A 22,185-nucleotide genomic window follows, 5' to 3' on the forward strand; every position below is an offset into this window, starting at 1 on the left:
ACCCGGCTCAGTACGCCAGCGCGGCGCGCAGGTAACGCAGGTCGGCCGGCCCGCTCCAGCGGTGCGCGGAGAGACCGGCGACCCGGGCGCCGGCCACCGCGCGGTCCTGGTCGTCGACGAAGAGCACCCGGCCGGGCGGGGTGTCCAGCGCCGCGCAGGCCGCCTGGAAGTATTCCTTCGCCGGCTTGTGCACCCCGACGACGGAGGAGTTGACCACCACGTCCAGCTCGTCGGTCAGGCCCAGCTCGGCCAGGTCGGCGTCGAGCAGGTCGGTGGCGTTGGTGCCCAGCCCGACCCGGATGCCGGCCGCTCGCGCCTCGCGCACGAACGCCAGCACGTCGGGGTCGACCTCGCCCCGGTAGCGCTGCCACTTGTCGACCGCCGCCCGGGCGCGGGCCGGGTCGCCGACCGAGGGGGTCAGCGCGTCGGCCACGCTCGCCATCCACCCGGCGTGGCTGGCCTGACCGGTGAGCACCGGCTGGAGCAGCCCCCAGGACATCGCGATCTCACCGAGGACCCCCTCGGTCAGCCCGTACTCCCGCTCGACGCCGGCGGCCACCGCCGGGTCCCAGCGGCGCAGCACGCCGTCGAAGTCCACCAGGAGCGCCGTGGCGCGTTCCCGACTCACTCGCTTGTCTCCTGCCCGTCGTCCTCGGCCCGGTTGAGCCGCTGGCTGATCACCTGGGTCACGCCGCTTCGCATGGTCACGCCGTAGAGCGCGTCGGCGATCTCCATGGTCCGCTTCTGGTGGGTGATCACGATCAGCTGACTCTTCTCCCGCAACTGTGCCAGCAACGTGATCAGGCGGCCCAGGTTCACGTCGTCCAGCGCCGCCTCCACCTCGTCCATGATGTAGAACGGGCTGGGCCGGGCCCGGAAGATCGCCACCAGCATGGCGACCGCGGTCAGCGACCGCTCGCCACCGGAGAGCAACGAGAGCCGCTTGATCTTCTTGCCCGGCGGCCGGGCCTCCACCTCGACGCCGGTGGTGAGCAGGTCCTCCGGGTCGGTGAGCACGAGCCGGCCCTCGCCACCGGGGAAGAGCACGGTGAAGACCTGCTCGAACTCCCGCGCGGTGTCCTCGAACGCGCTGGCGAAGACCTCCAGGATCCGCTCGTCCACGTCCTTGACCACGGTGAGCAGGTCACGCCGGGTGGCCTTCAGGTCCTCCAGTTGCTCGGAGAGGAACTTGAAGCGTTCCTCGAGCGCGGCGAACTCCTCCAGCGCGAGCGGATTCACCTTGCCGAGCAGGGCCAGCTCCCGCTCCGCCTTGGCGGCCCGCTTCTCCTGCACCGGCCGCTCGTAGCGGACCGGCTCGGGCACCGGCCGGCCGTCCTTCTCGGCGAGCGCGACGTCGGCGTCGGTGGGCGGGACCGGCTGGTCCGGGCCGTACTCGGCGACCAGCGTGGGCACGTCCAGGCCGAAGTCCTCGGCGGCCTTGGCCTCCAACTGCTCGATGCGCAGCCGCTGCTCGGCGCGGGCCACCTCGTCCCGGTGCACCTGGCTGGTGAGCCGGTCCAGCTCGGCGGCGAGTCGCTTGGCCGCGCCGCGTACCTCGGACAGCTCGGCCTCGCGGGCGGCGCGTTCGCGGGCGACGGCGTCGCGGTGCTCCTCGGCCCGGGCGATGGAGACGGTGAGCCGGGTGAGCGCCTCGCGGGCGCCGCCGACCACGGCGCGGGCGATCTCGGCGCCGCGGGTGCGGGCCGCGCGCCGGGCCGCGGCGCGCTCCCGGGCGGCCCGCTCCGCGGTCGCCTGCCGGGCCAGCGAGTCGGCCCGCCCGGCGATCGACGCGACCCGCTCCTCCGCGGTACGCACCGCGAGCCGGACCTCCATCTCGTTCTGCCGGGCCGGCGGCACCATGGCGGCGAGCTGGTCACGCTCCTCGGTGGACGGTTCGGCGTCGATCGGGGTGACCTCGGCCAGCCGTAGCCGCTCCGCCAGCTCGGCGAGCGCCGCCAGGTCGCGTTCCCGGGCCGCCTCGGCCCGGGCCCGGGACTCGCCGAGCCGGTCGGTCTCCGCCCTGGCCGACCGGGCCGCCGCGCCCAGCTCGGCGAGGCGGCGGGCGGCGGCGTTGCGGTGGCTCTCGGCCTCCCGCTTGGCGGCGGCGGCGTGCTGCACCGCCTCCTTGGCGCCAGTCACCTCGGCACGCGCCTCGGCCAACTGTTCACGCAGTTCGGCGGCGGCGCGTTCGGCGGCGGCCCGGTTGGTCCGGGCCTCCTCGACGGCGGCCTGCACCTCGATGAAGCTGGGCGCCTTGGCCGACCCGCCGGCCGCCGCGTACGCCCCGACCACGTCACCGTCCGGGGTGACCGCCCGCAGCTCGGGGTTCGCCGCGACCAGCTCGGCCGCGGCGGCGAGGTCGTCGACCACCGCCACGTCCCGCAGCGCCCGGTGCACGGCCGGGCGGATACCGGCGGCACACTCCACCAGGTCGGGCGCCCAGCGGGCGCCGTCGGGCAGCTTCGGGCGCAGCGCGTCCGCGGCGCCGTCCATGCCGGGACCGGCGGGGCTGCCGACCAGCAGGCCGGCCCGTCCGGCGTCGGTGATCTTGAGCAGCCGCATCGCCTCGACGGCCTCGTCCACGCCGCTGATCGCGACCGCGTCGGCGAGCCCGCCCAACGCGGCGGCGAGCGCCGCCTCGTCGCCGGGGGCGACGGTGAGCAGCCCGGCGAGGCTGCCGAGCAGGCCGGGCACCTGGTCGGCGCGGGCCAGCAGCGCCCCGGCGCCGTCCTTGCGGCGCAGGCCCAGCACGAGCGCCTCCTCGCGGGCCTTCCAGGTGGCGGCGTCCTTCTCGGCGGCCCGCTCACCGTCGGTGAGACCGCGCACCGCCGCCTGGGCCCGCTCGTGCACGGCCACCGCCTCGGCGTGCCGGCTGTCCAGGTCGGCGTTGTCCCGGTCGGCCTCGGTGGACTGCTCGGCGACCGCGTCCAGGTCGGCCTGCGCCTTCTCGGCGCGGCCCAGCGCGTCGGTGTGCGCGGCGGCGAGCCGTTCGATCTCCTCACCGGCGCTTGTGGTACGCGCCCGGGCGGAGTTGACCTGGCCGGTCAGCCGGGCCAGCCCCTCGCGCCGGTCGGCGATGGCCTTGGCCGCCGCCACCAGCTCCCGTTCGGCGGCGGCGAGCTGTCGTTCCAGCTCCTGCCGGTGCTCGACCGCCTCGGCGAGCCGGATCTGGTCCTCGGTGAGCGCGGCGCGTAGCTCCTCCTCCTGCTCGCGGACCCGCCGCGACTCCGCCTCCAGTTGCTCGGGGTCCCGGCCGGGGCGCTCGTCGTCGCCGGTGGCGCTGAGGTGGCGCAGCCGTTCCCGGGCGAGTTGCTCGATGGAGCGGAACCGCTCCTGGAGCGCGGAGAGGCGGTACCAGGTGTCCTGGGCCGCCGCGAGCAGCGGGGCGTCCTCGGCCAGGGCCGCCTCCAGCTCGCCGAGCCGGCCCTGTACCTCGCCGTGCTCGCCCTCGATCTGCTCCCGCCGCTCGCGCAGCGCGGTCTCGTCGGCGATCTCCTTGTCCAGCGTGCTCCGCAGCGTGTGCAGGTCGTCGGCGAGCAGCCGGAGCCGGGCGTCGCGCAGGTTGGCCTGGATGGCGGCGGCGCGGCGGGCCACCTCGGCCTGCCGGCCCAGCGGCTTGAGCTGGCGGCGCAGCTCGGCGGTGAGGTCGGTCAGCCGGTTGAGGTTCACCTGCATCGCGTCGAGCTTCCGCAGCGCCTTCTCCTTGCGCTTGCGGTGCTTGAGGACGCCTGCCGCCTCCTCGATGAAGGATCGCCGGTCCTCCGGCTTGGCGTGCAGCATGCCGTCGAGCCGGCCCTGCCCGACGATGATGTGCATCTCCCGGCCGATGCCCGAGTCGGAGAGCAGCTCCTGGATGTCGAGCAGGCGGCAGGAGTCGCCGTTGATCTCGTACTCGCTCTCGCCGGAGCGGAACATCCGGCGGGTGATGGAGACCTCGGTGTACTCGATCGGCAGCGCGCCGTCGGTGTTGTCGATGGTGAGGGTGACCTCGGCCCGGCCCAGCGGCGCCCGGCCGGCGGTGCCGGCGAAGATGACGTCCTCCATCTTGCCGCCGCGCAGCGCCTTGGCGCCCTGCTCGCCCAGCACCCAGGCGATGGCGTCGACGACGTTGGACTTGCCGGAGCCGTTCGGGCCCACCACGCAGGTGATCCCGGGCTCCAGCTTCAACGTCGTGGCGGAGGCGAAGGACTTGAAGCCCTTCACCGTCAGGCTCTTGAGATGCACCTTCTCGATCCTCGTCCGGTGGTCGCCGTACCGTCGCCGGCTGCGCGGACCCGGTGAACCCGCAGACTAACCCGCGCCCGGGACCGCACCGGCACGCGACCCACCCGGCGGGGGCGCTGTCCGCTTTCGGCGCCGGTCGTCACGGTCGGGCGAAAACCGCAAGATCACAATTACCGAACGCAATTACCGGGAGCCATCCGCAAGATCGAGAATTGCGGACATCGGCGAAAAGGGTACGCACATGGCTGCGCGCCGGCACTGAAGTGTCGGCGCGCTTTTCGGTGTGGTGCGATTCAGTTTTCCGACAACCGGAACTCAGGTCAGCGCGGGCTCGGCAAGACGGAGGAGGTCGTCGGCCTCCGCCGCCGCCGCCGCGAGCCGATCGTTCTCGGCGCGCAGACGCGTGATCTCGAACTCCAGTGCCTGAACCCTGGAACGCAGACGGGTGACCTCGTCGAGCAGACGCCGGTCGGACGCTGCACCTACGTGGCCGTAGAGGGCCTTCGCCATGCTGAACTCCTCGATATGCGCTGCCGGAAAGGCCGGCCAACGCGCGCCCATGATGTTCGCGGCTTTCATTACCCCGGCGTATCGGGGCATGGCTGGGCGCGACTGGCGACACCTACATATTGAGCCGAACCCCCCTCCTTCGTCAAGTTGACGCAGGCCGTAGATCATCTCCACGTCGGCCGGGCCACTCGCCGGGGGGCTGCCACAAGGCGCGGACACGCTCTGTCCGGACGCCTTTACTGTACGCCGGGAATGTGTGACCGCCTCACCCTTCCTGTCTGCCTCGCCTTAACTCTTTCTTAGCCACGTTGCCGCAGCTCGGGCGCGCCCGTAGCGTCACCCCGGCCCGCAACCGACCCGTGGAGGGGACAGGCGTGTACCGCTGGACCGACCCGATCGACCCGGATGACGCCTCCCGGCGCCCGGAGCCGCCGACCGACCAGGGTCCGGCGTGGCTCACCGACCGGCCCGAACCGCGGTCGTCGTACCTCTTCGGGGACGAGCCGGCGCAGCCGCCCACCGGTCACCTGCCGCCCACTCTCGACGCCGACCGGTACGGCGGCGTCGACGGGCCCGGACACGGTCCGGCCGGATACGACACCGACCCCACCGTGACGCAGTCGGGACGCGGCCACGCCGCGCACTCCGGTTACGGCCACGCCGCCGCGCAGCCCGGACACGCCGCCTCGGGGCCGGGATACGAGGCCGCGCAGCCGGAATACGGCCACGAAGCCGCGCAGCAGGGATACGACGTCGCCGGGCCGGACCACGGCTACGCCGTCGCCGAGACCGGGCACGGCCACCAGGCGCCGTTCGAGGCGGCCGGCCCCTACCCGCCGGACCGGGACCGCTGGAACGGCGAGGAGCAGCCGGCCGGCGCCTGGGCGCCGCCCGCCGCGGCCTGGCAGCCGGTGACCGACACCCCGTCCGAGGACAGCCGGCACCGCCAGAAGCGACGGTTCTCCCGCCCGCTGCTGATCGGTGGGGCCGCCGCCGCCGCGACGCTCGTGGTGAGCCTGGGAGTCGGTGCCGTGCTGCTGCCCGGTGGCGACCGCCCGGCCGAGCGGACCGCCGCCGACGCGCCGGCGGCCGTCGCCCCGGACGGAGCGGAGCAGACCGACAGCGCGCCGCCCGCCGACGCGCTCGTCCCCGGGTCCGCCAGCCCGTCGGCCGCGCCGACCACCGTGAAGCCCAGCCCGACCAGGAAGGCCGCGCCCAGGCCGAGCCGGACCACCGCTCCGTCGCGGCAGCTGGAGCGCAGCAGCGCGCCGAGCAACACCGGCGCCCGGACCACCTCCTCCGGAGGCGGCCTCAGCTCCGAACTCCAGCAGGTCGTCGACATCGTGAACCAGGAACGGGCGAAGGCCGGCTGCAAGGCGCTGACCGTCAATTCCAAGCTGACGCTCGCCGCCCAGCGGCACAGCCAGGACCAGGCCGACCACAAGAAGATGTCGCACGACGGCAGCGACGGCAGCGACGTGGGCCAGCGGCTCGACCGGGTGGGTTACGCCTGGCGGGCGTACGGCGAGAACGTCGCCTGGAACCAGCAGAGCCCGGCCGCCGTGATGGACGCCTGGATGAACTCCGAGGGACACCGGGCGAACATCCTGAACTGCTCGTTCACCCAGATCGGGGTGGGCGTGGCGCGCAGCAACGGGCCGTACTGGACGCAGGACTTCGGCACTCCGCGCTGACCGGCGCGTCGTGACCGGGCCGGCGCTCGTTGACCGGGCGGGGGCGGCGTCGGGCCGCCCGCGTCCGGGGAGCTGTCGATGGGCATCCGGCCGGCCGGTGCCGCGCCGCGTTCCCGGCCGGCCCGCGTCCGCCGACGAGGGCCGCGCCGGGGCGTGGCGCTGGCGCTGACCGCGCTGCTGCTCGTGCCGGTCCCGGCCTGCCGGGAGCAGGTCACCGTACCGCCCGGCGCCCCCACCTCCTGGCCGGCCGCGCTGGCCCGCCGCTGGACGTGGCAGTGGCAGCTCACCGGCCCGGTGGACGTGGCAGTGGACGCCGACGTCTTCCTCCTCGACCCGGTGCGGACCACCTCCGCCGAGACCGCCGCGTTGCGCGCCCGCAGCCGCCGGCTGGTCTGCCAGGTTCGGGTCGGCACGTACGCGGCCGGCGATCCGGACGCCACCCGCTTCCCGCCCGGGGTGCGCGGCGCGGCGGTGCCGGGCCGGCCCGGGAGCCGGTTCCTGGACGTCCGGCGCTGGGAGTCGCTGGCGCCGGTGCTGGCCGACCGGTTCCGGCTCTGCCGGGGCAAGGGCTTCGGCGCGGTGGCGCTGGACGACGCGGACGGCTACCGCCACCGCTCCGGCTTCCCGCTGGGCTTCGACGAGCAGTTGCTGTTCAACCGCCGGCTGGCCGGGCTGGCCCGGCGGCTCGACCTCTCCCCCGGCCTGGTGGACGACGTGGCGCAGGTGGCCGCGCTGGCCCCCGACTTCGACTTCGCGGTCAACCAGGAGTGCGTACGCCGGCGGGAGTGCGCGAAGCTGCTGCCCTTCGCCGACGCCCACAAGCCGGTCTTCCACGTGGAGTACGCCGGCGACCCGGCCACCTCCTGCGTCACCGCGACCGGCTACGGCTTCGCCTCGATCCGCAAGGACCGGGCTCTGGACGCCTGGCGGGAGCCCTGCCCGCTGCCGTGACACGACGCCGCCCCCGCCCGATCAGCGGCGGGGACGGCGTGGCCTTGACGCCGAGCGCCAGCTCCACCAGACCGCCAATGATCATGATCGAGGCGCCGATCACGAACGCCAGCACGGTGTCGCCGACCTGGCCGCTGCCGACCAGCCTGGCGAAGAGCAGCGGGCCGGTGATGCCACCCGCGGCGGTGCCGATCGCGTAGAAGAACGCGATGGCCATGGCCCGGGTCTCCATCGGGAAGATCTCGCCGACCGTCAGGTACGCCGCGCTGGCGCCGGCCGAGGCGAAGAAGAGGACCACGCACCAGCACGCGGTCATGGTCACCGCGCTGAGCACGCCGGAGTGGAACAGCCAGGCGGTGCCCAGCAGCAGCACGCCCGAGCCGAGGTAGGAACCGGCTCTCCAGGAAGTTCGTGCTCCTGCGCTGCCGGATCTCGAGGTAGTTGTCGGCCTCGGTGAGCTTGCTGCCGGTCTCCCGTTCGACCTGGGTCTCGACCGAGTCGACGAGGTGGTTCGCCTCGTCCGCCCGGCCGTGGATGAACAGCCAGCGTGGGCTCTCCGGCACGTGCCGCCGGACCAGCAGGATCACCACGCCGAGCACCGCGCCCAGGCCGAACGCCACCCGCCAGCCGAGGTTGCCCAGGAGCCGGGCCGGACCGAGCCCCCGGCCGGAGCCGGCCGGGGCGGTCCGACCCGGCCCGGGTCAGCGGGCGCCGACCAGCTCCGGCGCCGGCGCGGGCGGCGGCTCGGCCGGCGGGGTGGCCGGCCGGCGGCGCAGGAAGCGCGGCGCCCACCAGTTCGCGTCGCCCAGCAGGGTCATCACCGACGGCAGCACCACCGCCCGGATGATCGTGGCGTCCAGCAGGATCGCCGCCGCCAGTCCGATGCCGAGCTGCTTGAAGTCGATCATGCTGAGCGTGGCGAAGATCGAGAAGACGCCGACCATCACGATCGCCGCGCTGGTGACCACGCCGGCCGAGGACGTGATCCCGTACGCCACCGCGTCCCGGTTCGGCATCCCCCGGTCGACCGCCTCCCGGATCCGGCTGACCACGAAGACGTGGTAGTCCATGGAGAGCCCGAACAGCACCACGAACAGGAACAGCGGCAGCCAGGTGACGATCGCGTCCATCGAGGTGAAGCCGAGCAGCCCGCCCGCCCAGTCGCTCTGGAAGACCAGCACCAGCAGCCCGTACGCGGCGCCGACCGAGAGCAGGTTGAGCAGGATGGAGGTGAGCGCCACCACCACCGACCGGAACGTCCAGGCCATCACCAGGAACGTCAACGCCAGCACGAACGCCGCTACCACCGGCAGCTTCGCCCAGATGTGGTCGGCGTAGTCCTCGCTGGCGGCCACCCCGCCGCCGACCGCGTACTCCACGCCGGGAATGCCGTCCAACGCGGCCGGCACCAGGTCCCGGCGCAGCTCGTGCAGGGACCGGGACGCCTCCCCGGAGCGGCTGGCGTACGGGGTGGCCACCTCCAGCACCGACACCCGCCGGTCGGCCGACACCTTGATCTCCGGGCCGTCCCCCTCGGCCGGCGCGAAGAGCGGGTCGGTGGCGGTCCGGCCGGCCAGGCCGGTGAGCGCGGCCCGCACCCGGTCGGCCTGGTCCGCGGGCGCCCGCACCGCCACGGTGTGGCTGGTGCCGTTGCTCGGGAAGGCCGCGGTGAGCCGGTCGTACGCCTGCATGGCCGGCGTGGTGCGCGGCACGTCCTCGGCGCCGGGGAACTTGAGCTTCATCCCGAGCGCGGGCGCGGCCAGGGCGAGCAGCAGCGCGACCGAGATCAGCAGCGTGGCCGTCGGCGCGCGCAACGCGGGCCGCAGCACGGCCGGCCAGAACCGGGGCCGCGCCGGCTGCCCGGGCCGCCCGCCGCGCGCCGCGGTGAGCCGCCACAGCAGCGGCACCCGGGGCCGGTCGACCCAGCGGCCCAGCTTGGCCAGCAACGCCGGCAGCACGGTCAGCGAGCCGATCACCGCCACCGCGACCACCAGGACCGAGCCGACGGCCAACGACGAGAAGATCGCGTCCTGGGCGAGCAGCAGGCCGGCCATCGAGATGATCACAGCGGTGCCGGAGACCACCACGGCGTGCCCGGAGGTCTCCGCCGCGATCTCCACCGCGTCGAGGCCGGACCGGCCCTTCGCCCGCTCCTCGCGCTCCCGCCGCACGTAGAACAGCGAGTAGTCCACGCCCACCGCCATGCCGATCAGCAGGATGACGCTGGCCGTGGTGTCGGTCGCCGGCACCAGGTGCGAGGCGAGCGTGGAGAGGCCCATCGCGGCGGCCACCGAGGAGAGCGCGAGCAGCACCGGCACGCCGGCGGCGATCAGCGCCCCGAACGCGATGATCAGGATCGCCAGCGTCACCGGCAGGCTGAGCAGCTCCGCCCGCTTGAAGTCCTTGCCGAGCGTGTCGTCGAGCGCCTTGTCGATCGACGGGCCGCCGACCTGCTCCACCCGCAGCTCCGGGTGCGCCTCCTGCACCCGGGCCGTGGTGTCCCGCAGCGGTTGCACCCGGTCCCCCGCGGTCGCCGGGTCGCCCGCCATCGTGATCGGCAGCAGCAGCGTGGTCCCGTCCCGCGACGGCACCGGCGTACCCACCGAAGCCACGCCCTCGACCTGCCGCAACCGGCCCGCCGCGTCCTGCGCGGCGGCCTTCGCGGCGGCCTGGTCCAGCGTGCCCGACCGCGCGGTGATCAGCACGTTCTCGGTGGCCGGATCGTGGAAGTCACCACCGTTGACGATCATCTCGGCCCGCCCGAACTCGCCGATCGCCTGATCCGCGTCGGTGGCCTCGTTCAGTCCGGCGGCGTTGCCGCCGACGAAGCACACCGCGACGAACACCACCCACAGCGCGATGGCCCGCCAGGGATGCTCCGCACTCCACCGTGCCAGCCGCACGGTCACCGGTCGCCTGCCCATATCCGGGTTCCCTCCAGACGTCGGCCCCGTGCCGACGTCTGCCGACGCTAGGCAGCGGGCGCGGCCGGGACATCGGGGAACGGCCCCGGCTCCTCCCCGATCCGGCGGGCACCGGCCGGGCGGCCGGGACCGGCCGCACCGATCACCGGAAAAAGGGCGTTTCAGGGTACGTTCCGGCGCGCCGCCGGGCACCGCCCGGCGCAGCACACCGGCGCAACCCCGAACCGGCTCCGGGTCATCCCCGGAGACTGCCCCGAGGCCGCGGCTGACAGCGCGGGCAACTGTAGGAGGAACGGTTCATGAACGCCTCGCGCCGGATCGGCGCGCCGCAGCGCGGGCAGGGTTCACCCTCCCGGCCGTACGCGTTGAGCGACCTGTCGAAGTAGCCGCTCTCGCCGTTGACGTCGACGTACAGCTCGTCGAAGCTGGTGCCGCCCTGCTTGATCGCCTCGCCGAGCACGTCGCGCACGTGGCCGAGCAGCCGCAGCGTCGCCGGACCGGTAAGCGCGTCGGTCGGCCGGGCGCCGTGCAGCCGCGCCCGCCACAGCGCCTCGTCGGCGTAGATGTTGCCCACCCCGGAGATCAACGTCTGGTCGAGCAACGCCCGCTTGACCTCCGTACGCCTGCGACGCAACGCCGCCACGAACCCGTCGTCGGAGAACTCCGGGTCCATCGGGTCCCGGGCGATGTGCGCGATCTCGGCCGGCAGCTCCGCCCCACCGTCGGAGACCGACAGCCCGCCGAACGTGCGCTGGTCGACGAAACGCAGCTCCGGCCCGTCGTCGGCGAACCGGAACCGGACCCGCAGGTGCAGCTCGTCCGCCGCCCCGACCGGCTGGAGCAGCATCTGGCCGGACATGCCGAGGTGGCCGATCACCGCGTCCCCGCTGTCCAGTGGCAGCCACAGGTACTTGCCCCGGCGGCGTACGCCGGTGATGGTCCGGCCGGCCAGCACGTCGGCGAAGTGCGCCCCGCCCGGTGCGTGCCGGCGTACCGCTCGGGGGTGGCGCACCTCGACGGTGCTGATCCGCCGGCCGACGACCCACTGGGCCAGCCCCTGCCGGACGGTCTCCACCTCGGGCAGCTCAGGCACGGCCTGCGCCCGCCGCGGCGTCTTCCGGGTCCGCCGCCCCGGCCTCGGCCCGCGCCTCGGCCTCGGCCCGCGCGGTCGCCTCCGCCTGCTCGGTCAGCATCCGCCAGGCCGACTCGGCGGCCCGCTGCTCGGCCTCCTTCTTGCTGCGCCCGTCCGCGCCGCCGTACCGGTTGCCGGCCACCACCACCCAGGCGGTGAACGTCTTCAGGTGGTCCGGGCCGGTGCCTTCGATCCGGTATTCCGGTACGCCCAGCCCCAGCGCGGCGGTCAGCTCCTGGAGGCTGGTCTTCCAGTCCAGCGCCGCGCCCCGGCCGGCCGACTCCGCCATCAGCGGGTCGAACAGCCGGTGGATCACAATGGCCGCGGTGTCCAGGCCGTACTGCAGGTAGATGGCGCCGAGCAGCGCCTCCAGCGTGTCGGCCAGGATGCTCGCCTTGTCCCGGCCGCCGGTGGCCTCCTCGCCCTTGCCCAGCAGCAGGTAGGCGCCCAGCCCGTCCGGACCCAGACCGCGTGCCACGTCGGCCAGCGCGCGCATGTTGACCACGCTGGCCCGCAGCTTCGCCAACTGCCCCTCGGGCAGGTCCGGGTGGTTGTGGAAGAGCGCGGTGGTGATCACCACGCCGAGCACCGAGTCGCCCAGGAACTCCAGCCGCTCGTTGGTGGGCAGGCCGCCGTTCTCGTACGCGTACGAGCGGTGGGTCAGCGCGCGCTCCAGCAGCTCCGGGTCGAGCGACACGCCGAAGGCCGCCTCCAGGTGGCTGACGGGAGTACGCCGCCGCTTCTCGTTGGTCATGGTGCTACCTCGGTGTCGTTGCGGTCGGGTGCGGGATCGTGCAGGGTCTCGGCGAGCAGGGCGCGGACCGTGCCGGCGGCGTCGCGACGCCAGAGGTGGGCGGCCAGGGCGATGCCCGAGGCGACGTCGTCCGGGCCGGCGGCGCCGTGGCACACCACCACGGTGCCCGCCACCCCGAGCAGGGCCGCCGCGCGTGGCGCGCCGCCGCTCGCCGGCGGCCCGCCGGCCATGGCGTACGCGCCCTCGATGGCCTTCAGCAGGACGTTGCCGGTGAATCCGTCGGTCACCACCACGTCGGCGCGGGCGCCGAGGGAGATGTCGTACCCCTCGACCAGGCCGACGTAGCGGGCGCCGCAGGGCAGCGGCACGGCGGCGAGCGCCGGGTCGGCGACCCGACGCAGGCGGTCGCCCTTGCCCGCCTCGTGCCCGACCGAGAGCAGCCCCACCCGGGGCGCGGCGACCGCGTGGGCCACGGCCGCGTAGGCGGCGCCGAGGACGGCGTGCCGGGCCAGCGTGGCCGGACCGGGTTCGAGCGTGCCACCGACGTCCAGCAGCACCACCGGCCCGTCGACCGCGGGCAGCGTGGCGACCAGCGCGGGTCGGCGTACCCCGGGCCAGCGGCCCAGGCCGAGCGCGGCGGCGGTGACGGTGGCGCCGGTGGCGCCGGCGGAGACCACCGCGTCGGCGAGCCCGTCCTGGACGGCCTGCACGGCCGTGCGGACCGTGCTCTCGCCGCGGCCGGCGGTCGGATGGTCGGCCATGCCGACGGCGGCCCGCACCGGGCGGACCGCGATCCGGGCGCGCTGCGCCGGATCGAGCGCGCCGATCAGCCCGTCGGCGACCTCGGTCGGACCGACGAGCAGCAGGCGCAGCTCAGGGTCGGTGCGCACCGCCCGCAGAGCGCCGTCAACCACGACGGCGGGAGCATCGTCCCCGCCGAGGAGGTCGACGGCGATCCGCGCGGTGCCCGGCTCCGACGGCCGGCCGGCCAGGAAACGGCCGGCGGCGGAGGGAGCCGGGGCACCGGGCTTCAGCCGTGGTGCGCGCGCCGCCCGAGAAGTGGTCGGGGGCGTCACTCGGCGTCCAGGTCAGACCTCGAGAACCTGGCGGCCGTTGTACGTGCCGCAGACGGAGCAGGCGGCGTGCGGCAGCTTCGGCGACTTGCACTGCGGGCAGGCAACGGTCGCCACCACCGAGGCCTTCCAGTTCGCCCGGCGGGCGCGGGTGTTGCTGCGCGACATCTTGCGCTTGGGGACGGCCACGGTTCCTACTCCTCTGTACGGTTCAGTTGCGACAGGCCCGCCCAACGCGGGTCGATCTGCTGGTGACTGTGGTCGGCCGGCAGATCGTCCCAGTGCACCCCACATTCGGGGCACAGGCCTGGGCAGTCCTCCCGGCAGAGCGGGTTGGTCGGCAGCGCGAGCACCACCGCGTCCCGCAACGCCGGTTCCAGGTCGATCAGATCGCCCTGCATCCGGCCCACCTCGTCCTCGTCGGTCGTCTCGTCCGTGGTGCTGTCCTCGTACGCGTACAGCTCCTGGATGTTCACGACCACCGAGTCGTCGATCTCGCGCAGGCAGCGGCCGCACTCGCCCTTGACGGAACCGGTGACGGTCCCGGAGACGAGCACGCCCTCGGACACCGACTGCAACCTCAGGTCGAGGTCGAGGTCCGCGCCCTCCGGCACACTGATCAACTCCACGCCGAGGTCCGCCGGCGCCGCCACGACCCGCCGGTGCGTACGCAACGCGCCAGGGCGACGCGGCAGGTCCCTCGTGTCGAGGACCAGCGGCGCCCTGGGGTTGAGTTGGCGTGGCGAATGTTTGGGCATAGTCAGACTCCGGCCGTGAGAGGCCGACAAAAAAGGTTACCTGGCAGGGGGGCGGAACGTCGAACCGGGGGCTCACCTGCCTCGGCCCGACGGCAGCCGGCTGTCGGCGACCGGCCCGTGCGCCGCTCAGAAGGGTAGCGGGCGCTCGGCCTCGTCCCCAGCGAAGGTGCCGATCTCGCGCAGCGCGTGCATCTTGTCCCGACCACGCTCTATCGAGGCCAGCGCCCGGGTCAGGAACTGCTCGAAGTTGGCCAGCGCGGTGTCGACGTAGTCGTCCACCTCCTCGCGGAGGCGCTGCGCCTCGGCCCGCGCCTCGGCGATGATCCGGGCCCCTTCGTGCTCGGCCGAGACGGTGATCTCGTTCACCGAGACCAGCCGGGCGTGTTCCGCCTCACCCTCGCTGATGATCCGGTCGGCCTCACGCTTGCCGGCCTCCATGATCTTGTCCCGCTCCTCCAGCAGCGCGGCGGCGCGGCGCAGGTCGGCGGGGAGCTCGGCGCGCATTTCGTCGAGCACCGCGATCATCTCGCCGCGGTCGACCATGCAGTTGTTGCGCGACATCGGGACGGAGCGGGCCTGCTCCACCATGGCGATCAGTTCGTCGATGCGATCGAGCGGGTCCACCGGTACCTCACTCCTGTCTTCGTCGGCCGCCCTCCATGATGCGGCCTGCGCCCATTTTCGGCGCTGTCTCCATCATGTCGCGCCCCACCCACTCCCGCCCGACCCGCCCCCGTCCGGCGCGTCGCCCCCGGCACCGTTGATCTTGCACTTTCTGCCCCGACATTCCGCCCGGAACGGACGGATCCGGGGCCACAAGTGCAAGATCTGTGCTAGGGGCGGAGGCGGGACACGAGCTGCTCGCGAACCAGGTCGGGGACGTGGGCGGAAATGTCGCCGCCCCACTTGGCCACGTCCTTGACCAGGCTGGAGGAGAGGAACGAGTAGAGCGGGTTGGTCGGCATGAAGAGCGTCTCCACGCCGGCCAGACCGACGTTCATCTGGGCCATCTGCAGCTCGTAGTCGAAGTCGCTGACCGCGCGCAGGCCCTTGATCAGCACGGTCGCCTGCTGGTCCCGACAGAAGTCGACGAGCAGGCCGCGGAAGGACGCCACCCGGACGTTGTCGTACGAGGAGGTCACCTCGCGGAGCATCTTGATCCGCTCCTCGACCGTGAACAACCCCTGCTTCGACTGGTTGATCAACACGCCGACGATCACCTCGTCGAAGAGTCGGCTCGCCCGGCCGATGATGTCGAGGTGACCGTTGGTGACCGGGTCGAACGAGCCCGGGCAGACCGCACGTCTCATGATCGGCGACCGTACCAAAGGGTGGTCTCGCCGTAGCGGCGACTGCGTTCCCCAGTGACGCCCTCCACCCAGCCGACCGGGCCGGTGCGGCTGGACCGCTCCAGGACCACCAGGGCGTCCGGGGCGAGCCAGCCGCCGTCGACCAGCGCGGCCAGCACCGCGGTGATCTCCGCGTCCGGCGCCGCGTAGGGCGGATCGGCGAAGACCACGTCGTACGGCCCGCCGTCCGGCCCGGCCGCCAGCACGCCGCCCACCTTCCCGGTGACCAGGCGTGCGGCCGGCGCGGCCCGGAGCGCGGCGATATTCTCCCGGATCACCCGGGCGGCCCGGGCGTCCGACTCGACCAGCAGCACGTGGGCCGCGCCGCGGGACAGCGCCTCCAGACCGACCGCGCCGGACCCGGCGTAGAGGTCGGCGAACCGCGCCCCGGCCAGGTCGAGGTCGGCCTGCACGGCGCTGAACAGCGCCTCCCGAACCCGGTCCGAGGTCGGTCGGGTGCCGGCGCCGGGCGGCGCGGCGATCCGCCGCCCACCGAGCGTGCCGGCCACGATCCGGGTCACCGTCGTCCCCTGCGCATGCCCCGACGCTACTGGACTCCGGGAACGGCCGGCAGCGCACCCGGAGCGACGGCTCGTGACCCGACGTATATCAATGATCTCGAATTCATAACGGACCCTTTACGACCCGTAGATCGCGGTAACGCCCGCGGTGTCGATCTCGCTAGGGTCTGCCCGGTTGCCGTGCGGACGCGTGACTCCGGTCCGCCCGCCGCGCCCTCTCCCATCCTCCCCTCCTCAGGAGAAGACGTGAACCGTCTCCACCTCCGGCGTGCCGCCGTCCTCACCGCCGGCGCGCTGATCGGCCTCGCCGGCGTGGCCACCGTCGCCGGCCCGGCCGCGGCCCACCACCCCGAGCCCTCCGGCAGCTACTGCGCCACCAAGGACGGCAAGGTCACCGTCAACTGGTCGGTGATCAGCAGCGAGCGGGACATCTCCGGCCGGATCACCAAGCTCGAGTCCACCGTGCCCGGTGACATCACCGGCGGCCTGGCGGTGGGCGCGGAACTGAAGAAGCAGAGCGAAGGGCCGCTGACCGGCACCCAGACCTACACGTTCACCGGCGCCATCCCCGAGCTGAAGCTGACCGTCGGGGCGCACTGGGAGCGGGGCCGGCAGTCGCACGACGGCGAGCGCACCGTGGTGGCCCAGCCCACCCGCGACTGTGAGGTCGAGGAGAGCCCCTCGCCGTCGCCCACGTCGCTGTCCCCGTCGCCGAGCGTCACCCCGGAGCCGACCGAGTCGCCGGAGCCCACCCCGACGCCGTCCGCCTCCACCCCGCCGAGCCCGTCCGCGACGCCGTCCGCCCCGGCGGAGCCGATCTTCAAGCTGGACCAGGACTGCGACTCGATGACCTTCACCGTGGAGAACCCGGCGAAGGGCGTCCCCTTCACCGCCACGCTGACCACCGAGAAGGGCGTCACCAAGAAGCTCGTCTCCGAGCCGGGCAAGACCAGCTCGGTCGAGTTCGACGCCTACCAGGGCCTCAAGGTCACCGTGAAGTACGACGTGGTCGAGGACGCCGAGACCATCCCGTACACCCAGCCGGAGGACTGCTCCGGCCAGGGTGGCGGCCTGCCGGTGACCGGCCCGGCCGCGGGTGCCATCGCCGGTGGCGCCGTGCTGCTGCTGGCCGCCGGCGCGGTGCTGTACGTGGTGGCCCGTCGCCGCCGGATCAGCTTCACCGCCTGATCCACCAGCTCCACCGCCGAGGGCGCGTCGACCACCCGGTCGGCGCGCCCTCGGCGCTTGTGATCCACTCCGTTACGCCGAAGTGGTGGGGTCGCAGCGCCCGGGATGCCGCCACCTCGCCGAGGCGGTGTGGATCAACCTCGGTCCGGTGAGAGCAACGAGGTGACCGCGACCGGGTCGACCTCGGCCTGGTTGGTCAGCAGCACGAGCCGCTGGTCCGAGGCGGGCAGCCAGGCGGCGAACGCCTTGTAGCCCCCGTTGTCCCCGGAATGGTGCACCGCCCGCCGACCCGCCAGCGGGCCGACGAAGAACCCGTAGCCGTACGCCTCGCCGGGCCGGCCGGTCGGCGCGTGCGGCGCGGTCATCGCGGCCACCGAGGCCGGGGTGAGCAGCCGGCCCCGGCGCGGCACGTCCAGCCAGGTGAGCAGGTCCGCCGCGGTGCACCAGACGTCACCGGCGCCCATGCTCACGGTCGCCAGGTCCCACGACGGCACCGGTCGGCCGCCCTCGTGCCCGACCGCCACCTCCGGTCGCCCGTCGCCCGGCCCGGCGAAACTGCCCGTCATCCCCAGCGGCGCGAAAACCTCCTCGGCGAGGAACTCGGCGTACGGCCGGCCGGTCGCCCGCTCCACGGCCCGGGCCAGCAACACGTAGCCTGGGCTGCTGTAGTGCCACGCCGCGCCGGGCCGGAACAGCGGCGGCACGGCGGCGAACGCGGCGAGCAGGTCGTCCGGCTCGGCCGGTGCGACGAGGTCGACGACCGGGTGCTCCTCCCAGTGGCCCAGCCCGGAGGTGTGGGTGAGCAGGTGGTGCAGCGTGATGCCGGACCACGTCGGCGGCCGGTCGGGCAGCCACCGCACGACCGGGTCGGTCAGGCGCAGCACGCCCCGCTCGGCGAGCAGCAGCACCGCGACGGCCGCCATCTGTTTGCTGATCGAGGCGATCTGGAACCGGGTGGCCGGGGTGCAGGGCGCTCCGGTGGACCCGTCGGCCGCGCCGGCGACCCGATCCACCAGGACCTCGTCGCCCCGGGCCAGCAGCAGCACGCCGCGATCGTGCGAGAAGATCGACATCCGCCGGAGCCTAGGCGAGCCCCGCCACCGGCGCGGGTCAGCCCTTCTCCAGGTATTCGGCACGCTCCTCGTCGACAAGCGCGGCGACCGACGCCGCCAGGGCCGGATGGCGGGCCAGCTCCGGATCCTCCTCGACCAGGGCGATCGCCTCGGCCCGGGCGTCCCGGATCAGGTCGGTGTCGCGTCTCAGCGACAGCAGCCGCAGGTGCGAGCGCCGGCCGGACTGGGTGGCGCCGAGCACGTCGCCCTCCCGGCGCTGCTCCAGGTCGAGCTCCGCCAGCTTGAACCCGTCGGTGGTGGAGGCCACCGCGTCCAGCCGCTCGCGGGCGGACGAGCCCTCGGCCGCCTCGGTGACCAGCAGGCAGAGCCCGGCGGCCGCACCACGGCCCACCCGCCCGCGCAGCTGGTGCAGCTGGGAGACGCCGAACCGGTCGGCGTCCAGCACGATCATCACGGTGGCGTTGGGCACATTGACGCCCACCTCGACCACCGTGGTCGCGACCAGCACGTCCAGGTCGCCGGCGGCGTAGGCGCGCATCACCGCGTCCTTCTCGTCGGCCGGCAGCCGCCCGTGCAGCACCCCGATCCGCAGCCCGTGCAGCGGCCCCTCGGCGAGCAGCGGGGCCACCTCGGTCACCGCGAGCGGCGGTCGACGACCGTTGTCGTCCTCCCGCGGCGCCTCCTCGTCGGAAACCGGTCCCTCACCGATCCGCGGGCAGACCACGTACGCCTGGTGGCCCTTGCCGACCTCCTCGCGCAACCGGCGCCAGGCCCGGTCGAGGAAGGCCGGCTTCTCGGCGGCCGGGACCACGTGCGAGGCGATCGGCGAGCGGCCCTGCGGCAACTGGGACAGCGTGGAGGTCTCCAGGTCGCCGTAGACGGTCATGGCGACCGTGCGCGGGATCGGGGTGGCGGTCATCACCAGCACGTGCGGCGGCTGGTCGGCCTTGGCGCGCAACGCGTCCCGCTGCTCCACGCCGAACCGGTGCTGCTCGTCGACCACCACCAGGCCCAGGTCGGCGAAGTCGACGCCCTCGTAGAGCAGGGCGTGCGTGCCGAGCACGATGCCGGCTCGCCCCTCCGCCACCTCGGCCAGCGCACGCCGCCGGGCCGCCGCGCCCAGCGAGCCGGTGACCAGCTCGACCCGGGTCGCGTCGTCGGCGGCGCCCAGCTCACCGGCCTGGCCGAGCGGGCCGAGCAGGTCGAGGATGCCTCGGTGATGCTGGGCGGCGAGCACCTCGGTCGGGGCGAGCAGCGCGGCCTGACCGCCGGCGTCCACCACCTGGAGCATGGCGCGCAGCGCCACCACGGTCTTGCCGGAACCCACCTCGCCCTGCAGCAGCCGGTGCATCGGGTGGGCGGTGGCCAGGTCGGCGGCGATCTCCCGCCCCACCACCTGCTGGCCGGACGTCAACTCGTAGGGCAGGCGGGCGTCGAACGCGTCCAGCAGACCACCCGCCTTCGCCGGCCGGGACCGTGCCGGCCACGCCGCCGCCCGGTGCTTGCGCTGCACCAGCGTGAGCTGCACCGCGAACGCCTCGTCCCACTTGAGCCGGCGACGGGCCCGGTAGAGCGCCTCCTTGCTGGTCGGCCGATGGATCTCGCGCAACGCGCCGCCGATACCGGCCAGGTTGCGGGTGGCCCGCACGGTGGCCGGCAGCGGATCGTCCGGCGGGGTGAACGTGTCCAGCACCACCCGTACGCAGCGGGCGATCACCCAGGTCGGCACCGCGGCGGCGGCCGGGTAGACCGGGATCAGCGCGCCGGCGAACTCCTCGACCTCATCGTTGGCCGCCGCCTCGCCGTCCCCGCCCTCGCCGAGCAGGACGTATTCCGGGCCGTTGAGCTGCCGCCTGCCCCGGAACTCGGTCACCTTGCCGGCGAACAGCCCCCACCGGCCCGGGCGTAGCTCCCGTTCCCGCCACGCCTGGTTGCCGAAGAAGGTGCAGGTGAGCACGCCGCCGGAGCCGTCGCCGACGGTGACCTCCAGCAGGTTGCCGCGTCGCTGCCGCATCGGGCGGACCGCGGTGCGCTGCACCTGGGCCAGCACGGTGACCTGCTCCCCCACGTCCAGCGAGCGGATGTCGGTGTGCTCGCCGCGCTCGTCGTAGCGGCGCGGGAAGTGGTAGATCAGGTCACCCGCGGTGTGCAGGTCGAGGTGGGCGGCCAGGGCCTTGGCGGTCTTCTCCCCCACCAGCTTCTTCAGCGGCGTGTCCACCGTCGACGGATCGCTCGTCATTCGACCCCCAGCAGGAGCGGATAGTACGGCTGGCCGCCCTCGTACGCCTGCACCTCGACGAACGGCCAGGACCGCTCGACGTGGGCGCGGACCCGGTCGGCCAACCCGGCCGGGGCGTCCGCCCCGCAGAGCAACGTGACCAGCTCGCCACCGCCGCCGAGCATCCGGTCGACCACGGCCGTGCAGGTGTCGGTCAGATCCTGCCCGATCAGGTGCACCTCACCCTCCACCAGGGCCAGCACGTCGCCCGGCCGGCACGGGCCGGCGACGGTGAGCGCCTCGCGGCCGGCGTGGCAGACCTCGGCGTAGCGGCAGGCGCCGGCCGCCTCGGCCATCGCGATCACGTCGTCCTCGAAGCGTCGCTTCGGGTCGCGCACGGCCAACGCCGCGAGCGCCTGCACCGGGGAGCGGGTCGGCACCACGCTCACCTTCACGCCCAGGCCGTGCGCCTCCCTCGCCGCCGCGCTCGCCACCGACTGCGTGTTCGGGTCGTTGGGCAGCACCACCACCCGGGCCGCGCCGGTGGCCCGGATCGCGTCGAGCAGCTCGCCGGTGGACGGGTTGGCGGGGACCACCACGGCGCCCTCGGCGGCGAACAGCTCGGCGATGCCGGCGCCGGTCGCCACCACCACGGCGGCCCGGCCGTCGGGCCGCGTCACCGCCGGCTCGGGCGCCGGGGCGGTCCGGTCGGCGAAGCGGGTCACCGTGATCCGGTGCGGCCGGCCGGCGACCACGCCCGCCTCGACGGCGGCGCCCACGTCGTTGACGTGCACGTGCACGTTCCAGGTGCCGGCGCCGTCACCGACCACCGCCAGCGAGTCGCCGAGCGCCGCCAACTCGTCGCGCAGTCGGGCCACCGCCTCGTCGGTGGCGTCGAGCAGGTACTGCACCTCGTAGGCGTACGCCTGGGAGCCGGTCTCCCGGGCGGCGGTGCCGGGCCGGCGGAGCGCGGGCGGCGCCGGCGCCGGCTGCTCGGGGCTCTCCCCCGTGATGACCTCGACCAGCGCGTCGAGCAGCAGGCACAGCCCGCGCCCGCCGGCGTCGACCACACCGGCGCGGGCCAGCTCGGGCAGTTGCTCCGGGGTGCGGGCCAGCGCCCGGGCGGCCGCCTCGGCCGCGGCCCGGGCCACCGCCCGCAGGTCGTCGCTGTCCGCCCGCTGGGCCGCGGCGGCCGCGGCGGCGACCACACTGAGCAGGGTGCCCTCGACCGGGCGGGCGACCGCGGCGTAGGCGGCGGTGGTGGCGTCGGCCAACGCGCCGGCGAGCTGGCGGCCCCGGACCGCCGGCGCGGCGCCGAGCGTGTCGGCCAGGCCGCGCAGGATCTGCGAGAGGATCACCCCGGAGTTGCCCCGCGCGCCGAGCAGCGCGCCCTGCGCCATCAACCGCAGCGCGTGCCCGTGCGGGGTGTGCCCGTCGTCGGGCAGGGTGCCCAGGTCCATCGCCAGGGCCTGCTGCGCCGAGGTGAGCGTGAGCACCAGGTTGGTGCCGGTGTCGCCGTCCGGCACCGGATAGACGTTGAGGTCGTCGATCTCGCCCTGGTGCCGCCGGAGGGCGGCCAGCCCACTCGTGCACCAGCGGCGCACCGCGGCCGCGTCGAGGGTGTCCAGCACGTCGGGAAGCCTACTGGCGCGCACCGACACGCGCCGGGGTCCTCCGGCGTGTCCGAACCGGCGGGGCGGTCGGGTCCGGCCGGCCGGTAGGCTGGGGGGCCGGCGAAGGGCCGGTTGGGCGTACGGATCGGCATCGGGTAACCTGGCCAGGTTGCCCGGGCTGCGCCTGGCGGCGACCTCATGAA

The 22,185-nt window shown here is 74.2% G+C and carries 19 protein-coding genes and 1 pseudogene; 3 read left to right on the forward strand and 17 right to left on the reverse strand.

The genetic code is table 11. The features are described from left to right. Nucleotides 1-7: 7 nt before the first annotated feature. From ACGFI2_RS00940 to ACGFI2_RS00950, 3 genes are all read right to left on the reverse strand, one after another. Nucleotides 8-628, reverse strand: coding sequence for an HAD family hydrolase (locus ACGFI2_RS00940; protein WP_393508556.1), 621 nt, complete (start codon nucleotides 626-628; stop codon nucleotides 8-10). Then, on the reverse strand, nucleotides 625-4,224 hold the full coding sequence (gene smc / locus ACGFI2_RS00945; RefSeq protein WP_393508559.1) for a chromosome segregation protein SMC: 3,600 nt from the start codon (nucleotides 4,222-4,224) through the stop codon (nucleotides 625-627). Before smc ends, ACGFI2_RS00940 begins: the two co-directional genes overlap by 4 nt. A 315-nt stretch (nucleotides 4,225-4,539) precedes the next feature. Further along, nucleotides 4,540-4,734: a hypothetical protein gene (locus tag ACGFI2_RS00950; RefSeq protein WP_208813216.1), complete on the reverse strand. Its 195-nt coding sequence runs from the start codon at nucleotides 4,732-4,734 to the stop codon at nucleotides 4,540-4,542. A 374-nt stretch (nucleotides 4,735-5,108) separates the two neighbouring features. Here ACGFI2_RS00950 and ACGFI2_RS00955 point away from each other — a divergent pair, with 374 nt between their 5' ends. Continuing rightward, a complete protein-coding gene (locus tag ACGFI2_RS00955) occupies nucleotides 5,109-6,428 on the forward strand; it encodes a CAP domain-containing protein (protein ID WP_393508562.1) in 1,320 nt (439 codons plus the stop codon). Nucleotides 6,429-6,506: 78 nt separating this feature from the next. Then, complete coding sequence (locus ACGFI2_RS00960; protein ID WP_393508565.1) at nucleotides 6,507-7,379, forward strand: endo alpha-1,4 polygalactosaminidase; 873 nt, start codon at nucleotides 6,507-6,509, stop codon at nucleotides 7,377-7,379. On the opposite strand, the gene ACGFI2_RS00965 is transcribed toward ACGFI2_RS00960, so the two are convergent. The 11 genes and pseudogenes from ACGFI2_RS00965 to rsmD form a co-directional block, all read right to left on the reverse strand. Then, a complete protein-coding gene (locus tag ACGFI2_RS00965) occupies nucleotides 7,297-7,752 on the reverse strand; it encodes a hypothetical protein (protein ID WP_393510094.1) in 456 nt (151 codons plus the stop codon). The genes ACGFI2_RS00960 and ACGFI2_RS00965 overlap by 83 nt on opposite strands. Nucleotides 7,753-7,876: 124 nt before the next feature. Next, a pseudogene (locus ACGFI2_RS00970) lies at nucleotides 7,877-7,999 on the reverse strand (MFS transporter); the annotation flags it as partial. Nucleotides 8,000-8,080: 81 nt separating this feature from the next. Further along, a complete protein-coding gene (locus ACGFI2_RS00975; RefSeq protein WP_393508568.1) occupies nucleotides 8,081-10,303 on the reverse strand; it encodes an MMPL family transporter in 2,223 nt (740 codons plus the stop codon). Between the two features lie 235 nt (nucleotides 10,304-10,538). Further along, on the reverse strand, nucleotides 10,539-11,396 hold the full coding sequence (gene mutM / locus ACGFI2_RS00980) for a bifunctional DNA-formamidopyrimidine glycosylase/DNA-(apurinic or apyrimidinic site) lyase (RefSeq protein WP_393508571.1): 858 nt from the start codon (nucleotides 11,394-11,396) through the stop codon (nucleotides 10,539-10,541). Continuing rightward, nucleotides 11,389-12,189 carry a ribonuclease III gene (gene rnc / locus ACGFI2_RS00985; RefSeq protein ID WP_393508574.1) on the reverse strand — a complete coding sequence of 267 codons (801 nt, stop codon included), beginning with the start codon at nucleotides 12,187-12,189 and terminating at the stop codon, nucleotides 11,389-11,391. The genes mutM and rnc overlap by 8 nt, the downstream gene beginning before the upstream one ends. Further along, nucleotides 12,186-13,181 carry a phosphate acyltransferase PlsX gene (locus ACGFI2_RS00990; RefSeq protein ID WP_393510030.1) on the reverse strand — a complete coding sequence of 332 codons (996 nt, stop codon included), beginning with the start codon at nucleotides 13,179-13,181 and terminating at the stop codon, nucleotides 12,186-12,188. Before ACGFI2_RS00990 ends, rnc begins: the two co-directional genes overlap by 4 nt. 96 nt (nucleotides 13,182-13,277) lie before the next feature. Next, on the reverse strand, nucleotides 13,278-13,451 hold the full coding sequence (rpmF, locus tag ACGFI2_RS00995) for a 50S ribosomal protein L32 (protein ID WP_089156974.1): 174 nt from the start codon (nucleotides 13,449-13,451) through the stop codon (nucleotides 13,278-13,280). A 5-nt stretch (nucleotides 13,452-13,456) separates the two neighbouring features. Then, nucleotides 13,457-14,020 carry a YceD family protein gene (locus ACGFI2_RS01000; RefSeq protein WP_393508577.1) on the reverse strand — a complete coding sequence of 188 codons (564 nt, stop codon included), beginning with the start codon at nucleotides 14,018-14,020 and terminating at the stop codon, nucleotides 13,457-13,459. A gap of 126 nt (nucleotides 14,021-14,146) precedes the next feature. After that, on the reverse strand, nucleotides 14,147-14,644 hold the full coding sequence (locus ACGFI2_RS01005) for a hypothetical protein (protein WP_393508579.1): 498 nt from the start codon (nucleotides 14,642-14,644) through the stop codon (nucleotides 14,147-14,149). Between the two features lie 209 nt (nucleotides 14,645-14,853). Further along, nucleotides 14,854-15,330 (reverse strand): pantetheine-phosphate adenylyltransferase, encoded by a 477-nt coding sequence (gene coaD / locus ACGFI2_RS01010; protein ID WP_393508582.1) that lies wholly within the window; start codon nucleotides 15,328-15,330, stop codon nucleotides 14,854-14,856. Beyond that, nucleotides 15,327-15,890: a 16S rRNA (guanine(966)-N(2))-methyltransferase RsmD gene (rsmD, locus tag ACGFI2_RS01015; protein ID WP_393508585.1), complete on the reverse strand. Its 564-nt coding sequence runs from the start codon at nucleotides 15,888-15,890 to the stop codon at nucleotides 15,327-15,329. The genes coaD and rsmD overlap by 4 nt, the downstream gene beginning before the upstream one ends. 246 nt (nucleotides 15,891-16,136) lie before the next feature. Between rsmD and ACGFI2_RS01020 the strand changes: the two genes are divergently transcribed. Then, a complete protein-coding gene (locus tag ACGFI2_RS01020) occupies nucleotides 16,137-17,078 on the forward strand; it encodes a cell wall anchor protein (protein ID WP_393508588.1) in 942 nt (313 codons plus the stop codon). Nucleotides 17,079-17,212: 134 nt separating this feature from the next. On the opposite strand, the gene ACGFI2_RS01025 is transcribed toward ACGFI2_RS01020, so the two are convergent. From ACGFI2_RS01025 to ACGFI2_RS01035, 3 genes are read right to left on the reverse strand one after another with little or no spacing between them, the layout of a single operon-like run. Beyond that, nucleotides 17,213-18,151, reverse strand: coding sequence for a serine hydrolase domain-containing protein (locus tag ACGFI2_RS01025; RefSeq protein WP_393508591.1), 939 nt, complete (start codon nucleotides 18,149-18,151; stop codon nucleotides 17,213-17,215). Nucleotides 18,152-18,188: 37 nt separating this feature from the next. After that, nucleotides 18,189-20,390 (reverse strand): ATP-dependent DNA helicase RecG, encoded by a 2,202-nt coding sequence (gene recG / locus ACGFI2_RS01030; RefSeq protein ID WP_393508594.1) that lies wholly within the window; start codon nucleotides 20,388-20,390, stop codon nucleotides 18,189-18,191. Continuing rightward, nucleotides 20,387-22,000: a DAK2 domain-containing protein gene (locus ACGFI2_RS01035; RefSeq protein WP_393508597.1), complete on the reverse strand. Its 1,614-nt coding sequence runs from the start codon at nucleotides 21,998-22,000 to the stop codon at nucleotides 20,387-20,389. The genes recG and ACGFI2_RS01035 overlap by 4 nt, the downstream gene beginning before the upstream one ends. Between the last annotated feature and the right edge of the window lie 185 nt (nucleotides 22,001-22,185).

This window comes from Micromonospora sp. NPDC049282, assembly GCF_043197045.1.
Lineage (GTDB): Bacteria > Actinomycetota > Actinomycetes > Mycobacteriales > Micromonosporaceae > Micromonospora.

Coding starts and splice junctions, on each gene's coding strand:
- recG (WP_393508594.1), bottom strand. CDS start 20,390: ATGACGAGCGATCCGTCGACGGTGGACACGCCGCTGAAGAAGCTGGTG.
- rnc (WP_393508574.1), bottom strand. CDS start 12,189: ATGACCAACGAGAAGCGGCGGCGTACTCCCGTCAGCCACCTGGAGGCG.
- coaD (WP_393508582.1), bottom strand. CDS start 15,330: ATGAGACGTGCGGTCTGCCCGGGCTCGTTCGACCCGGTCACCAACGGT.
- ACGFI2_RS00975 (WP_393508568.1), bottom strand. CDS start 10,303: ATGGGCAGGCGACCGGTGACCGTGCGGCTGGCACGGTGGAGTGCGGAG.
- ACGFI2_RS01025 (WP_393508591.1), bottom strand. CDS start 18,151: ATGTCGATCTTCTCGCACGATCGCGGCGTGCTGCTGCTGGCCCGGGGC.
- ACGFI2_RS00960 (WP_393508565.1), top strand. CDS start 6,507: ATGGGCATCCGGCCGGCCGGTGCCGCGCCGCGTTCCCGGCCGGCCCGC.
- ACGFI2_RS00950 (WP_208813216.1), bottom strand. CDS start 4,734: ATGGCGAAGGCCCTCTACGGCCACGTAGGTGCAGCGTCCGACCGGCGT.
- ACGFI2_RS01000 (WP_393508577.1), bottom strand. CDS start 14,020: ATGCCCAAACATTCGCCACGCCAACTCAACCCCAGGGCGCCGCTGGTC.